The 15,098-nt window shown below is 69.9% G+C and carries 12 protein-coding genes; 1 reads left to right on the top strand and 11 read right to left on the bottom strand.

Annotated elements, in window-relative coordinates:
• Position 1: 1 nt before the first annotated feature.
• The 11 genes from LWP59_RS13790 to LWP59_RS13840 form a co-directional block, all read right to left on the bottom strand.
• On the bottom strand, positions 2 to 1,201 hold the full coding sequence (locus tag LWP59_RS13790; RefSeq protein ID WP_144635251.1) for a dipeptidase: 1,200 nt from the start codon (positions 1,199 to 1,201) through the stop codon (positions 2 to 4).
• On the bottom strand, positions 1,198 to 2,193 hold the full coding sequence (locus LWP59_RS13795) for an Lrp/AsnC family transcriptional regulator (protein WP_186383104.1): 996 nt from the start codon (positions 2,191 to 2,193) through the stop codon (positions 1,198 to 1,200). Before LWP59_RS13795 ends, LWP59_RS13790 begins: the two co-directional genes overlap by 4 nt.
• 325 nt (positions 2,194 to 2,518) lie before the next feature.
• Positions 2,519 to 2,749 carry an IclR family transcriptional regulator gene (locus LWP59_RS13800; RefSeq protein ID WP_144635245.1) on the bottom strand — a complete coding sequence of 77 codons (231 nt, stop codon included), beginning with the start codon at positions 2,747 to 2,749 and terminating at the stop codon, positions 2,519 to 2,521.
• Positions 2,750 to 2,895: 146 nt separating this feature from the next.
• Positions 2,896 to 3,867: a nucleoside hydrolase gene (locus LWP59_RS13805; RefSeq protein WP_144635242.1), complete on the bottom strand. Its 972-nt coding sequence runs from the start codon at positions 3,865 to 3,867 to the stop codon at positions 2,896 to 2,898.
• Positions 3,868 to 3,877: 10 nt separating this feature from the next.
• A complete protein-coding gene (locus LWP59_RS13810; protein ID WP_144635239.1) occupies positions 3,878 to 4,606 on the bottom strand; it encodes an aspartate/glutamate racemase family protein in 729 nt (242 codons plus the stop codon).
• A gap of 15 nt (positions 4,607 to 4,621) precedes the next feature.
• Positions 4,622 to 5,860 (bottom strand): Zn-dependent hydrolase, encoded by a 1,239-nt coding sequence (locus LWP59_RS13815; protein WP_144635236.1) that lies wholly within the window; start codon positions 5,858 to 5,860, stop codon positions 4,622 to 4,624.
• Between the two features lie 18 nt (positions 5,861 to 5,878).
• Positions 5,879 to 7,702 carry a helix-turn-helix domain-containing protein gene (locus tag LWP59_RS13820; RefSeq protein ID WP_186383103.1) on the bottom strand — a complete coding sequence of 608 codons (1,824 nt, stop codon included), beginning with the start codon at positions 7,700 to 7,702 and terminating at the stop codon, positions 5,879 to 5,881.
• A 60-nt stretch (positions 7,703 to 7,762) separates the two neighbouring features.
• A complete protein-coding gene (locus LWP59_RS13825) occupies positions 7,763 to 9,631 on the bottom strand; it encodes a hydantoinase B/oxoprolinase family protein (RefSeq protein ID WP_144635230.1) in 1,869 nt (622 codons plus the stop codon).
• On the bottom strand, positions 9,628 to 11,688 hold the full coding sequence (locus tag LWP59_RS13830) for a hydantoinase/oxoprolinase family protein (protein ID WP_144635227.1): 2,061 nt from the start codon (positions 11,686 to 11,688) through the stop codon (positions 9,628 to 9,630). The genes LWP59_RS13825 and LWP59_RS13830 overlap by 4 nt, the downstream gene beginning before the upstream one ends.
• 275 nt (positions 11,689 to 11,963) lie before the next feature.
• Positions 11,964 to 13,325 (bottom strand): MFS transporter, encoded by a 1,362-nt coding sequence (locus LWP59_RS13835; RefSeq protein WP_144635224.1) that lies wholly within the window; start codon positions 13,323 to 13,325, stop codon positions 11,964 to 11,966.
• A 127-nt stretch (positions 13,326 to 13,452) separates the two neighbouring features.
• A complete protein-coding gene (locus LWP59_RS13840) occupies positions 13,453 to 14,073 on the bottom strand; it encodes a TetR/AcrR family transcriptional regulator (RefSeq protein WP_144635221.1) in 621 nt (206 codons plus the stop codon).
• A gap of 126 nt (positions 14,074 to 14,199) precedes the next feature.
• Between LWP59_RS13840 and LWP59_RS13845 the strand changes: the two genes are divergently transcribed.
• The gene (locus tag LWP59_RS13845) at positions 14,200 to 15,096 is read left to right on the top strand and encodes a hotdog family protein (protein ID WP_144635219.1); all 897 of its coding nucleotides are present in this window, start codon (positions 14,200 to 14,202) and stop codon (positions 15,094 to 15,096) included.
• The last annotated feature ends 2 nt before the right edge of the window (positions 15,097 to 15,098 follow it).

A 15,098-nucleotide genomic window follows, 5' to 3' on the forward strand; every position in this document is an offset into this window, starting at 1 on the left:
GTCACCAGATCTGTTCGAGCGCGCGGAGCACGTTGCCGCCGATGACGAGCTGGATCTCCTCGTCGGAGTAGCCGTGCTTCACCAGCCAGCCGACGATGTTGAAGAAGCATTCGGTCGGGTTCTCGAGCCCCGCGACGTAAGGCACTTCCTCGTAGTCCGGGCCGGCGTGCGCGTCGTGCACCCCGAGGTTGGACGCGAAGAGCTTGTGCAGCCCCACGTGGTCGCCGTAGAGGGTGTCCGGTCCGAACGCGACGTGCTCGATGCCCATCAGCTCGACGCAGTAGGTGAAGTGGTCCATCACCGACTCGAGGCTGTGGCGCGGGTGCTCCTTCGACAGTGACGTGTGCGGAGCCGCTTCGAGGCCGAGCACGCCACCGGCCTGCGCGCAGGCCTTGAGCACGTCGTCCGGCATCATCCGCGGGGTCGGCCAGATCGCCCGCGCACCGGCGTGGGTGATGAGGACGGGTTTCTCGGACACCTCGAAGACGTCCAGACAGGTCTGGTCCCCGGAGTGCGACACGTCGATCGCCATGCCGAGCTTGTTCATCCGCTCCACCGCGCGCCGGCCGAACACGGTGAGGCCGCCGTCGCGCTTCTCCTTGAGGCCGCTGCCCAGGGTGTTCGACTCCGAGTACGCGATACCCATCTGCCGCACGCCGAAGCCGTAGAGGATGTCGATCCGGTCGACCTCGTTCTCGATCGGGGTGGAGGCCTCCAGGCACAGCACCAGCCCCACCTGGCCGTTCTCGTGGGCGGCCTGGATGTCGTCGAGGCCGTACACGACCCGCACGAAGTCCTGATGCGCCAGATCGCACAACCGCATGCCGATGTCGTAGAGGACGTCGTCCCACTTCCAGCCGCATTTGCTGGTGACACAGGCGGTGCCGTCCATCAGGTTGTCGAACACGGCGGTCATGCCCGAGCGGGCCAGGCCCGCGTAGCCGGTGTGCTCGCGGCCGGTGCGGATGTACTCGCGGATCTTGCCCACGTCGCGCGGGAAGACCTGCGGGTGATCGTGCAGGCTCACCACGATGTTGTCCTCGACGAGCCGGCGGGTCCTGGCCAGCTGCTCGGCGTCCAGGCCCAGGTCGTATTCCGGGACCCGGGCCAGTTCGTCGCTCAGCTCGAACGTGTCGTAGTCGACGCCGGGGGTGAGGTAGGAATACGACCGGTAGCCGGTGTACTGGGTGGCCTTGCTCATCCTTCTCCTTTTCGTGGTGCGTTGTCCGCGTGCCTACGGACGGGCCTCGGCCGGTATGCGCGCTTGACCGAGCCGAGTTCGACGGTGGTTTCCAAGCTCCGCACGCCGTCGAGATTGGCGATGGTGCCGGTGACGAACTCGTACAGCGCCGCGTGGTCGCGGAGGACGGCTTCGCAGACCAGATCGGACGCGCCGGTGGTCGCCGAGACGTAGCGCACGGAGGTCTCGCGGCAGAGCCTGCGGGCGATCGCGCCGATCTTCCGCAGGTCGACGCGCATCCGGAGGAACGCCTCGATCTCGTAACCCAGCAACGCCGGATCGATCAGCGGGCTGAACGTGAGGTAGCCGCAGTCGACGAGGTGCCGCAGCCGCCGGGTGGCCAGGGACTCGGTGATACCCAGGCGCTGCGCGAGCGTGGCGTAGGAAAGCCTGCCGTCGTTGGACAGTGCGGCGATGAGGTTGAGGTCTACAGCGGACAGTTCAGGGCAGCCGCTCTGGTGGGTCGCGGGAGGGCCGGACCGCGGCGTGACCGCGTCGTGGCCGAGGAGTTCGCGGGCCCAGTCGAAGCCGACCTTGAAGGTGCGCAGTACCGATTCGACGCTGGCTTCGAGCGCGCCCTCCAACTCCCGGAAATCCTCGTGGATCACCCGCATCAGGTGGTCCCGGTCGGTGCTGATCAGTTCGGCGAGCACGTCGAAGCTGCCGGCGAGCAGGACGACCAGCCGGGTATCGGGACGCGCCGCCAGGCGCTCGGCGACCGCGCGGGCATGCCCGGGCACACACTGGAGATGGACCAGCACCGGGGTGCCGAAACCGCAGCGCAGCGGATCGGGAACGGCGACCACCCGGGCGCAGCCCGAATCGAACAACCGCTGTGCCCGGCGCGCGACCTTGCTTTCGGACAGTCCCAGCGCGCGGGCCAGGTTCGCCCAGGTTTCCCGGCCGTCGACCGCGAGCCTGGCGAGAATTCGCCGATCGGTTTCGTCGAGCATGCGACACATCCTCGATACGGTTGATGAAGGATTCCGCTGTCAACGCCCATGATCTTGCGGTATCCCCGCAGATGGTGTCAAGGAAGTGTAGGAATCCTGCACCGTTTCCGGCCAGCGGTGCATCGCCGACTGGTCCGGGGCGCGTTCTCGCAGGTCAGCGGCCCGGCCGTGGCGTCACCCGGCAATGCTGTTTTCCCGCATTGCGTTTCGGCCGGTGTCCTGGAGATAACAGCACCGTTTCCGAACCAATACCGAGATCGGTTTCGCTACGAAAGTCGTTGACTCGTTCGGCGTGAATGAGGTGGCGGACAACCCGCGCCCGCGGTCATTCCGGGTGGGCCGATGTGTAGCCGATCGGGGCGCTGAGGTCGCGTGCTGCCTCGCTGGCCGTTTCGCCGTAGCCCGCTTCGGATTCGGGGGTCAGGCGGCTCATCGGGATGCTCAGGCTCAGGCTCGCGATCGGGGTCTCGTCGCCGCCCATCACGGCCGCCGCGACGGAGCCGACGTCGGATCGGCACGCGTCAGCCAGTTCGCCGGGTTCTCCACCGGCCGGCACGGCGTGGACTACGAGCGCCGGGTGACCCAGGTACTCGACCGGCTGCAGGCCGTGCCCGGCGCGGTCACGGGTAGCTCCCGTGGCGCATCGCCTGGGTGTCGTGGCCCGCCCGGGCGAACGGGGGGCCACGACACCCACGCGAGGGGTCAAAGCCCGCCGGTGATGCGGTCCGCGAAGAGCTGGGTGAACCGGTCGGCGTCCACGTCGACGGCGACGTTCATGTTCGGCGCCTTCTTCTTCGGGATGGTGCGCAGGATGTCGTGCCGGATCAGCAGGTCCCGCGGCACCAGGGTGGGGGCGAACTCGGTCGCCACGTGGATGCGGGCCGAGGTGATCAGGCTCGGGTCGAACGCGACCGCGATGGTCAGCGGGTCGTGCAGCCAGATCCCGGTGAACTCGGTGGGGATGCCGACGCTGAGGTAGATCAGCCGCTCCTGCTCGGGCCACGGCTCGAGGATCCGCGAAACCAGCTGCGCCGACTTGCTCCTGGCGGTGCGCATGGCCTCGATCTGCTGCTCCGACATGGGCACGCGCAGCGTGACGTCGATCGGGACCAGGGTGATGTTCGCACCCGACTCCATCACGATCTTCGCGGCGACCGGGTCGTTGTTGAGGTTGTACTCCTCGACGGGGGAGCGGGTGATGCCCTTCTCGTCGACCACCGGGACGATCACGCCGCCCATGATGATGAGGTGCTTGAGGTTCTCGACGAACGTCGGGTCCTGGCGGATCGCCGCCGCCACGTTCGTCACCGTGCCCAGCGTGCAGATGGTGATCTCGCCGGGGTTCTCGCGCACGATGCGGGTGAGGAACTCGACGGCCGAGCCCTCCTCGGGCTTCTTCTCCGGCCGGCCGTCGTCGAAGATGCCTTCCCCTTCAAACCCGAACATCAGCGCTTCGGCCTCGCCGAGCGGGTCGCCGATTCCCGCGTACACCGGAACCTCGGGCCTGCCGACGAACTCAAGGATCTTGCACGCGATCTCGGCGCGCAGCTCGGTGTCGCCGTAGCAGGTGGTGACACCTTCGAACTGCACCTCGGGCGAGTTGGCCGCGAGCAGGACGGCGAAGGCGTCGTCGTAGTAGGTGCCGATGTCGGTGTCGATGACGAGGCGTTCCACACTCTCTCCTTTACTGTTGGGAAACCGGGAAACCCAGCCGCGGCAGGCGAGCCGCGTCCATGGCGAAGGCGCCGGCCTTGCTCGTCGTGATGCCGTAGCGGTGGAGGGACTCGGCGAGGGTGACCGCGCAGCCGCACCCGTCGAGCACCGGCACGCCGAGCTCTTTCTGCAACCGCTTGTCGAGCGGGCCCATCCCGGCGCAGCCGAGCACGATCGCCTCGGCGCCGTCCTGCTCGACGGCGCGCCTGCTCTCTTCGATCAGCACCCGCTCGGCGTGGTCGTAGTCCTGCTCGATTTCCAGCACCGAAAGGGACGTGGCGCGGATCGACGCGCAGCGCGGGGACATCCCGGCGACGCTCACCATGTCCTCGAGCATCGGGCGGACGCTGTCGATCACCGTCACGATGGAGAACCGGTGCGCCACCAGGCAGGCCATGTGCATGGCGGCCTCGGCGATCCCGATCACCGGTGCGTCGGTCAGCTGGCGGGCGGCGTACAGGCCGGGATCGCCCGCGCACGCGACGACGAAGGCGTCGTAGGAGTCGCGGTGTCCGGCGATGGTCTGGAGCATCGCCGCGGCCGCGACGTAGTCCTCCACATAGGTCTCGATCGACGGCGGCCCCCAGGCCGGGTTGATCGCGGTGATCTCGGTACCGGGAGCGGCGACCGCACGGCACGCTTCGCCGATCGCGGTGGTCATGCTCTCCGTGGTGTTGGGGTTGACGACGAGAATGCGCATGACGGCTCTCCTTCGCTAGTAAGCGAGTTCGCGCAGGGTGCCGGCCAGAACCGACGCCCCCACCGCGCAGTCCTCCGGTGCGGTGTACTCCTCCGGGCAGTGCGAGCGACCGTCCACACTGGGCACGAAGATCATCGCTGTGGGCACGTGCGGCGCCCACATCTGGCTGTCGTGCCCGGCCCCGCTGGGGATCGGGCGCGCGCTCGCGCCCTGTTCCGCGGCCGCCTTCTCGATGAGCGCCCGGACCGACTCGTCCATCGGCGCGGGCGGCACCAGTTTGGTGTCGTTGAGGGCGACGGCGAGTTGCCGCCGCGTCGCGATGCGGGCGCATTCCTGGCGGATCCGCCCGGCCAGCCGGTCGAGTGTCGCCTCGTCGGGATGACGCAGGTCGATCGAGAAGGTGACCTGCTCGGGCACGATGTTCACGCCGCCGGGCAGTACCTGCCACGCACCACAGGTCGCCACCGCCGGGCGGCCCTCGGCCTCGACCAGCGCGGTCACCGCCTGGGTCATCTCCGCGGCCCCCTGCATGGCGTCGCGGCGCAGGTCCATCGGCGTCGCCCCGGCGTGATCGGCGCGGCCGGACACGGTGACGTCGAGCCAGCGCAGCCCGGTGATCGCGGTGACGATCCCGATCCGGGTACCTTCGTCCTGAAGCACCCGGCCCTGCTCGATGTGCAGCTCGACGAACGCTTCGACGTCGTTCCGGCGCGCCGAGCCGATCGCCCGCGGATCGAGCCCGATCCGTGTCATCGCGTCCGCCAGCGTCATGCCGTCCGCGTCGTGCAGGGTCTCCGGCTCGTCGTCGGCGATCGTGCCGAGCATCGCGCGGGAACCGAAGAAGTTGGCCGGGAAACGGCTGCTCTCCTCCTCGCACAGCGCCACGACTTCGAGCGATTTCTTCGGCCTGCCAAAAGTCTTGCTCAAGGCTTCGAGCGCCGCGAGTCCGGAAAGGACACCCAGCGCGCCGTCGTACCGGCCGCCCATCGGCACCGTGTCGAAGTGCGAGCCGGTGAGCACGGTGGCTTCGCTTTCGGTACCGGCCAGTCGGCCGAACACGTTTCCCACGGCGTCGGTGCGGACCTCCAGGCCCGCCTCCGCCATCCAGTGCGCGAGCAGGCCACCGGCGGTGCGCCAGGCGTCGTCGTACACGAAGCGGATCAGCCCGCCGCCCGGTTGCTCGCCGACCCGGCCGAGCTCGGTGACGAGTTCCGCCATCCGGTGCGGGGAGACTTCCGGCAGGGATTCGGACACGGGTGTCCTCCAGACTGCTTAGAGGGCTTCGGACAGCGCGGCGCTGTCCAGGATGCGCAGGCAGAGCTCGATGGTCAGGCGCTCCTGCGAGTCGGTGAGCCGCAGGCCGGACAGCGTTTCCAGCCGTCCGAGCCGGTACTGCACGGTGTGCGGGTGCACCGACAGCGCCTGGGCGGCGGCCTTGGTCGAACCACCGTGATCGAGGTACGCGCGCAGCGTCTCGAGGATCATGGTGTGGCGATCCCGGTCGTAGCGCAGGACCTCGCCGAGCGTGTCCCGGCACAGCCGCAGGATCTCGTCCGTACCCGCGCTGCGCAGGATGAGCCGGTACGCGCCGAGGGCCCGCACCGTGCGGACCGGGTCGGTGTTGCGCACGCGGCGGTGCAGTTCGGCGACGAGGCGTGCTTCGGTGAGTGCGTCGGCGAACCCGGAGGCCGCGTCGATCCGGTCGGACAGCACGAAACCCGCCTGCCAGCCGGAGCCGAGCCGGGCGAAGCGGTCCGCAGCCGTGCGGAGCCGCTTCTCGATCCGGCTTTCCGCGCCGCCCGCGCTGTCGCCCTCGATACCGGCCCACGCGAGCACCACGTGCTCGTCCCGGATGGTCGCGGCGACCAGTTCGCCGGAGAACTCGCGCTGGGCGCAGGTCAGCAACGCGCGCAGCCACCGGTGGTCGACCACCGCGTCCGCGCGGGCGTGGTGCACCCGGCCGATCGAGAGCAGGAACGGCGCGCCCGCCATCGCGGGTGCCCTGCCCTGGATCAGCAGATCCAGGGTGTCCGCGTCGGCGCGGATCCGGCCCTCCGCGTGGGCGCGCTGCTCGACGAACTCGGTCGCCGCGATGTGCGCGGCCGAGGAGACCGCGGCGGCGTGCACCTCGTCCGGCCCGCTGCTGGCGAACAGTGCGCAGAGGAACCCGAGGATCTCCGAGCCGCCGGGAATCGGCGCGACCAGCAGCACCCCTTTGCCGAGCTCGGCGCGCTGGGGACTCCGGGTCGCCTCGGCCTCGGCCAGCGCGGTGGAGATCGCGTCGCCGTGCTCCTCGTCGATGCCACGGATCGTCAGCGCGTCGGTCGAAGGCTGTGCGGTGCGGATCGCGTGCAGCGAATCGCACAGGAACACCCCCGCGCCGCACAACCGGGCGAGCCGGGTGACCAGCGCGTCCGCGGAGAGCCCTTCGCGGACGATGTCGGCGAGCGCCTCCTGCACCTGCACCCGCCGCTCCAGCTGGTCGCGCTGCTCGCTGACCAGCTGGTTCACCGTCTCCAGGCGGACACGGGCAGCACGTTCGGAGGCGAACAGCCGGGCGTTCACCATGGCGATCGCGGCGCCCTGGGCCAGGCCCTCGAACAGCCGCAGGTCGAACGGGTCGAACACGCGGGGCGTGGAGAAGTTCTCCACGATCATCGCGCCGATCGGGCCGTCCGTGGTCAGCAGCGGGGCCACCAGCGCGCTGTGCGGGAAGTCGATCCCGCCTGCGGCGTCCGCGAGCAGCCGGTGGCTGTCCGGGGCGAGGTCCTGCTTCGGGACCAGCGCCTCCTTCGTCTGGTACAGCACCGACTTCCGCTGCTGGAACGCCCGCCCGGTGAGGCTCTCCCCGGACGCGAGCTCGATCTTGTAGATGCTCGGCCCGAACCCGATCGCGTGCCGCACCACGAGCCGCTCGCGGTCGGGGTCGTAGAGCAGCAGCACACCCGCGTCGGCGGCCGGGATGATCCGGATCGCCTCCCGGAGGATCCGGTGGGTCAGTGCATCCCCGTCCAAAGTGGACGCCAGTGACCGGTTGATCTCGATGATCGCCTCGAGCCGGTCGAGCTGCGTGGGTTCTTCGGTGGCGGGTGGCATTCGATCATCATGCCTGTCCGGGGAGACCCCGGGCGCGGTGAGGAGGAGGGACATCCCCGCTCACCCCACCGTCCCGGACGGCGCCGACGCCCAGGGCGGCCGCTGGTCGGCCGGGCCCGCCGCACGCAGCTGCGCGCGCAGCGCCGCGGTGCCCGGTCCGTCCACCCCGGTCCCGTCGAGCACGACCCCGTACCGGGTCCGCGCGGTCTGCTCGGACAGGTAGCCGTCGAGCAGGTCGGACACCACGAGCTCCGGATCGCGTGCCAGCGGATCGCCGTACCCGCCACCGCACGGGCTGAGCGTGCGGATCACATCGCCCGCCCCGGCCCGGCGGCCCTGCAGTTTCGACGGGAGCTGTTCGACCGAACCGTCGGCGTGCACGAAGTCGACGCCGCCGGGGGAGCCGTTCTCCCCGCCGAAGGCACCCCAGGGCGCGTAGCAGTTCCCGTCGCCTTCCAGGTTCATCATGCCCGGGGCGAGGAACTCGACCTCGCGGATCGTGCCCATCCCGCCACGCCACTGGCCGGCGCCGCCGTGGTCGGTGCGCAACTCGTACCGTCGCACTCGCAGCGGGTAGTGCGCCTCGATGTCCTCGACCGGGTTGTTGCGGGTGTTCGCGTAGAGCGTGTCCATCGCGTCGATGCCGTCCCGCTCCAGCATCCCGCCGTACGCGCCCTCGCTGATGTCCATGTAGACCCAGTAGTTCTCGCCGCGCAGTCCGCTGTAGGCGATGACCTTCAGGTTGCCGACACCCGCGGAGACACGGTCCCCGCAGATCGGACTGAGCGCGTGCATCAGGGTGTCCGCCACGACGTTGCCGGGGCAGAAGCGGGCGATGGTCGCGGCAGGGAAGGCGGGGTTGGCCATGCTGCCGCGTTCGGCGATGACCCGGATCGGCCGGACCAGCCCGGAGTTCTGCGGGGTGTCCTCATGCGTCGCCTGGTCGAGCAGGATCGAGCGCAGCGTGACGTAGACGGCGATGTCCACCGTGCCCAGCAGTGGCATGTTGATCGCCTTCTCGGCGACCTGCGGTGCGGTACCGGTCAGGTCGACGGTGAGCGTGTCGCCCTCGATCGTCACCGCCACCTTGACGGGCAGCAGCGCGCGCTCGGGATCCGCATCGTCGGGGAACCCGTCGACGTACCCGGTGGCGCGGTACACGCCGTCGGGCAGCTCGGTGATCTTCTCGCGCAGCACGCGCTCGGAGTAGTTCATCAACTCCTCGCACGCGTCCTCGACGGTGGCCTTCCCGTACTCCTCGAGCAGTTCGACGTAGCGCCGCGCACCCACCCGCGCGGCCGCGATCTGTGCCTCCATGTCCCCGACCACCATGTCGGAGCTGCGGATGTTGTCGCGCAGGAGCTGCCAGATGCCGCGGTTCGGCTCGTCGCGCTCGTACACCTTGACCGCGCGGAACTGCAGGCCTTCGGCGAAGGCGTCGGTGGCGTCCACGATGCCCACCGAACCGGGAACCAGCGCGCCCAGGTCGAGGTGGTGCGCGGTGGTGACGCTGTAGCCGACCAGCTCGCCGTGGTGGAAGATCGGCACGCAGAACGCGACGTCCGGCTGGTGCGAGGCGCCGTGGAACGAGGAGTTGTGCATGATCACGTCGCCGTCGTGCCAGCTCTGGCCGCGCTCGGCCATGATCTGGTTGACGCCGCGGACGTAGCCGGGAATCGGGCCGAGCTGCAGCGGGGTGCTCAGCGGGCACTCGCACACCTGCCTGCCCTGCGCGTCGAGGATCGCGGCGCCGAAGTCCTCCGACTCCCTGATCACCGACGAGTAGGCCATCCGGGACAGCTTGTGGCCCACCTCGAGCACGATGCTCTCCAGCGCGCCCGCGATCACCCTGGTGGTGATCGGGTCCACTGTGGACTCGCGAGCGGTGCCACGCGGGTATTCGATGACGTCGACCTGCTTCGCGCTCATCGCTTGCCTCCGATACGGATCAGGATGTCGCCGGTCTCGAGCACCCGTGCCTGCGTGCCCGGCGGGATGACGGTGGTGGAGTCCATCTGCACCGCCACGGCGGGGCCTTCGATGACCGCACCCGCGCCGAGTTCGGAGCGTTCGTAGTACGTGGTCTCCACTGGTTTGAGTTCGTCGCCGAAGCGGAACAGCGCGGTGTCGGTGGCGACCACGGCCTTGCTCGCGTCGGGATCGGCGTCGACCGAGAACGCGGGGAGCTTGGGCAGCTCGCCGCGCGCGATGACCCGGACGTTGATCAGCTCGATCGGGCTGTCGTGGAACGCATGCCCGTACTCCTCGGCGTGCAGCTGGTGGAACCGCTTCCAGCAGCGGCTCACCGCCTCTTCGTCGAGTACGCCGTCGTCCAGCGGCACCCGCAGCTCGTAGCCCTGGCCGAGGTAGCGGCAGTCGGCGTAGCGCTCGAACGACATGTCCTGCGCTGGTACACCGTCGGCGACCAGGTGCTCGCGCGCTTCGGTGCCGAGGGTGCTGAACACGTCGTCGAGTGCGGCCGCGGTGACGTTCTCGTCGAGCAGGAACATGGTGCGCAGCAGGTCGTACTTGAGGTCGCTGGCGAGCAGGCCCATCGCGGAGGTGATCCCGGGGTAGCGGGGGACGAGCACCTCGGGCAGCCCGAGCGACGCCGCGACCTCGGCGGCGTGGAGCGGGCCCGCGCCGCCGAAGGCGACCAGGGTGAAGGCTCGCGGGTCCTTGCCCTTCTGGATGGTGCGGGTACGGATCGCGTTGGCCATGTTGTTGTTGACGATCCGGAGCACGCCGGCCGCGGTCTCCTCGGGTGTCATGCCGAGCGGCTCGCCGAGCCGGCGCAGCGCCTCCGTCGCCAGGTCCGGCCGCAGCGAGGTCGACCCGGCGAGGGTGCGGTCCGCGCGGAGCCGGCCGAGCACGAGGTTCGCGTCGGTGACGGTCGGTTCCTCGCCGCCCTGCCCGTAACAGGCGGGACCGGGCGAGGCGCCGGCACTGCGCGGCCCGACCCGGAACGCGCCGCCGCTGTCGACGTAGGCGACGCTGCCGCCCCCGGCGCCGACCGTGTGCACGTCGATCATCGGCACCACGATCGGCAGGCCCGCGATCCAGGTGTCGCGTGGCGAGGACTCCAGGATGCTGCGGGAGGTGACGATGCCGATGTCCGCGCTGGTGCCACCGACGTCGAAGGTCACCAGGTTCTCGCGGCCGCACGCGTTCCCGACATGCGCACCGGCCAGCACACCCGCTGCCGGGCCGCTCATCAGCAGGGTGACGGGATAGTCGGCGGCGAAGCGCGGGGTCGCGGCACCGCCGTTGGAACGCATGATGCGCAGTTCGGCGTCGAGCCCGGCGGAGGCGAGCCGGTCGCCGAGCTTGCCGATGTAGCGCTGGACGGTCGGGCCGACGAACCCGTTCACCGCCGCCGCGGTGAAGCGCTCGTACTCGCGGAACTGCGGCGACACCCCGGCGGAGGTGGTGATGAAGGCCGCCGGGAACACTTCGCGCACCAGTTCGGCCGCGCGCAGCTCGTGCGTGGCGTTGCGGTAGCTGTTGAGGAAGGCGATCACGACCGACTCGACCCCGGCCGCGGCGAGCTCTTCGGCGGCCTGGCGCACCGCTTCCTCGTCCAGCGGGGTGGTCACCTGCCCGAGCGCGTCGACGCGCTCGTGGACCACCTTGCGGTGCCGGCGGGGGATCAGCGCGCCGTCCTGCCAGGGGATCTGCTGCCGGATCGAGTAGTGCAGCGGCCGCTGGTGCCGCGCGATGTGCAGGATGTCCCGGAAGCCGGCGGTGGTGATCAGCCCGGTGGTCGCGCCGTCGTGCTGCAGCAGCGCGTTCGTCGCGATCGTCGTGCCGTGGGCCAGGAAGTCGAGCTCCCCGCCGCCCGCCACGGCCGACACTCCGTCGACCAGGCCGACCGAGTGGTCGTGCGGGGTGCTGGGGACCTTGTGGACGGCGACCTCGCCACTGTCGGTGTCGAAGGCGATGATGTCGGTGTGGGTCCCGCCCACATCGACGCCGGTGATCCTCATGAATGCGTCCCTTCCGGCTTCGGCTTTCACCCAGGCTAGGAAGTCCACTCGGACGCACCTATGGCTCGCGGCCCAAGACGAGGCCCATCTCCTTGTGCCGGGGACCAAACGGGGCGGCGGTGGCGGTTCGGATTCCGTCGCGGCATGCTGAGGGATCGCGGGGGCGGACCGCGGCCGAGCCGCGGCAGGCCGAGCGGGTCGTGGAACCGTGCGGACGGCCGCCGACCGCCCTGGCCCTGGCCGCCCGCCGGCCGCGGGCGCGTCCACTGTGGATTCTATTCGTTCCCGGTGCCCGCGCCGACCTCATGCCGTGCGGTGCTGTCCGAGGTTTCGTACAGGTCCCGCTGGAAGCGTTCCTTGATCGTCGCCACGGCGACGAAGGTCAGGGCGGCGCAGGCGATGATGTAGAGCGACACCGACCAGGAGGAGCCGGTCGCGGCGAGTAGTGCGGTCATGATGAATGGTGCGAGGCCGCCGGCGAACACCGAGGCGAACTGGTATCCGAGTGAGGCTCCGGAGTAGCGGACGTCGGCCGGGAACATCTCGGCGTAGAGGGTCGCTTGTGGACCGTACATCGTTGCGTGGATGGTGAAGCCGATCAGGAGTGCGAGCAGCACCACGGGGACCGAGCCGGTGTTGATCATCCAGAACATGGGGAACGCGAAGACGGCCATGAGCACGGTGCCGGTGAGGTACAGCTTCTTGCGGTTGCCCATCCGGTCGGTCAGGGCGCCGAAGAACGGCATGGTGAAGACCTGCGAGAGCCCGGCGACCATGACGCAGACCAGGATCGAGGTGCGGGACATGCCCGCGTGTTTGGTGGCGTAGTCGAGCATTCCGCTGATCAGGATGTAGAAGGTGGCGTTGACGACGAAGAACGCGCCCGCGGCCTGCAGGATCTGCCGCCAGTACCGGCGCACTGCCTGTAGCAGCGGTGCCTTGCGCAGCCCTGCTGCGCGCTGGGAGGCGGCCGAGCGCTGCTGCAGCTGCCGGAAGACCGGGGTGTCCTCGACCTTGAGCTGTACCCAGCTGCCGATGAGCACCAGGACCAGCCCGGACAGGAACGGGATGCGCCAGCCCCAGCTGGTGAACTCCTGGTCGGTGAGGGTCGCGGTCAGGATGAGGTAGAGCAGGTTGCCCGCCACCGCGCCGAAGATGGCGCCGGTCTGCACGAGGCTGCCGTAGAAGCCGCGGCGGGCCACGGGGGCGTGTTCGGCGAGCAGCAGCGCGGCGCCACCCCACTGCGCGCCCACGCCCAGGCCCTGCACCAGCCGGGCGAGGACGAGCAGGATGGGCGCCCAGACCCCGATCGTGGCGTAGGACGGGAGGACCCCGATGCCGACGGTCGCGAGGCCCATCACCAGCATGGCGGCGACCAGCGGTGGTTTGCGGCCGAAGCGGTCGCCGACGTGCCCGGCGATGATCCCGCCGAGCGGCCGGGCGACGAACCCCACGGCGAAGGTCGCGAAGGACGCGAGCGTGCCGGCGGCCGGGCTGGCCGAGGGGAAGAACTGCGGGCCGAGCACGAGTGCCGCGGCCGTGGCGTAGATCAGGAAGTCGAACCACTCGAGCGTCGTGGCGAAGACCGCCGCCGCGGCGAGCCTGCCCATCTTCGCGGGGGGCGCCTGCTGGTCCATCGAAGTCCACCTCCGTGCCGCGTCACTGCGGCCGTGCACGTCCGTCCCGACGGATTCGGGACGGGGGTACGAACGATCGTTCGTACCTTAGTGATCCACCCTTCGGTTCGACAAGAGGCAGTTCCGCTCAGTTCGCCAGGGGAGCCTCGAGCATGGCGAGCGCGTAGCGCGCCTGCTGCTCGGCGAGCTGGCCGCGGGACAGCCGGCCGTCGCGGTGGTACCAGTACGCCACGGCGGCGATCATCGACAGGATGGCCCGCGCGGCGTCCTTGCCGTAGGGCGTGCGGAATTCGCCGCCGGCGATGCCCTGCGCCACGATCTCCTCGAACAGCGCCTGGGTGGCGTCCCGTTCGGCGACGAGGCGTTGCCGGTCGCCCTGCTCGAGGTAGCGGACCTCGCTGGTGGCCACCACGGTCGCGACCTGGTGATCGACGACGAAGCCGACGTAGGCGCGCACGGCCTCGCGCATCCGGGACGCGGCGTCGTCGCCGGCCTCTTCGACGGCCCGCCGGACCCGGGCGTAGAGCTCGTCGTTCGCGTGCCGCAGGACTTCGGCGAGCAGTTGCGACTTCGACGGGAAGTAGTTGTAGAGGTTGGACAGGCCGGTGCCCGCGCCTTTCGCCACGTCGCGCATGGAGGCGCCGTTGAATCCCTTGGTGCCGAAGGCTTCGAGGGCGGCGTTCAGGATCGCGGCCTCGTTCCCGCGGCCGGTGTCGGCGATCAGGGTGGACGGGGAACGACTGTTCATGCGGTCAGGTTAGTGCATGCCCGCGTGGCTCCCTCTCCGTCGCTTGACAGCGGCGGAGACGGCGTGCTTACCTCCGAAGTAAGAACGTTCGTTCGTTCACGCGGACGGTGGACCGGAAGGACGGCCATGAGCAGCACTGCCGCTGAAGTCCCGGAGGCACTGCACGGACCAGGAACGCGGGCTCCCTACTTCGAGGACTTCGAGGTAGGCCAACGGTTCACCGGTCCCGAGCGGGTCTTCTCAGCGGCGGTCGTCGCGGCCTTCGCCGAGGTCAGCGGTGACGAGCACCCGCTGCACACCGAACACGGGCACTCCGCGGACGGGCGGCCGCTCGTGCACGGCCCGCTCGGCTTGTCGGGCTTCTTCGGCTGGCACCACCGGCTCGGCCTGTCCACGCATGTCGAGGCGGCCTTCGACACGCGGTGGCAGTACCTGGCCCCGCTGTACGTCGGAGACGCGGTCACCTACGAGATGACCGTGACCCGGTGCCGCCGCACCTCCGCGTTGACCAACGGGGTGATCGGGCGGCACGTCGTCGTGCGCAACCAGCACGGCACGGTGGTGCAGGAGGGGCAGACCTCGGCGCTGGTCACCGCCCGCGCGGCCGTCGACGACCACGAGTCGCGCCTCGGGCGGGCGTTTCCCACCGTGGCCTGGGGCCGCCGGCTCGCCGAGCGGCTGAACGAGGCCCCGGCGTTCACCGAGGCGACGGGCACCTGGGACGGGACGATCGGGCTCCGGTTCGACCTCGACCAGCTGCTCTTCCGCGTCTACCGGGGCCGGGTGATCGACTGCGGGCCCCGGACGCCCGACGGCCCGGCCTTCACGCTCGGCGCGCCGGACGTCGTCTGGACCGAGCTGATCACCGGACCGGCGAACGACTTCACCCAACGGGCCATGAAGGACCAGTTCACCGTGCACGGCAACGCCTATGAGTACCTCCGGCTGACGCGGGCGATCATTTCGCTCGTGGACGAGGCGCGAGTGCTGGCGGGCAGCCCGGCACCGCGGAAAGGCAACTGACT

The organism is Amycolatopsis acidiphila, assembly GCF_021391495.1.
GTDB lineage: Bacteria > Actinomycetota > Actinomycetes > Mycobacteriales > Pseudonocardiaceae > Amycolatopsis_E > Amycolatopsis_E acidiphila.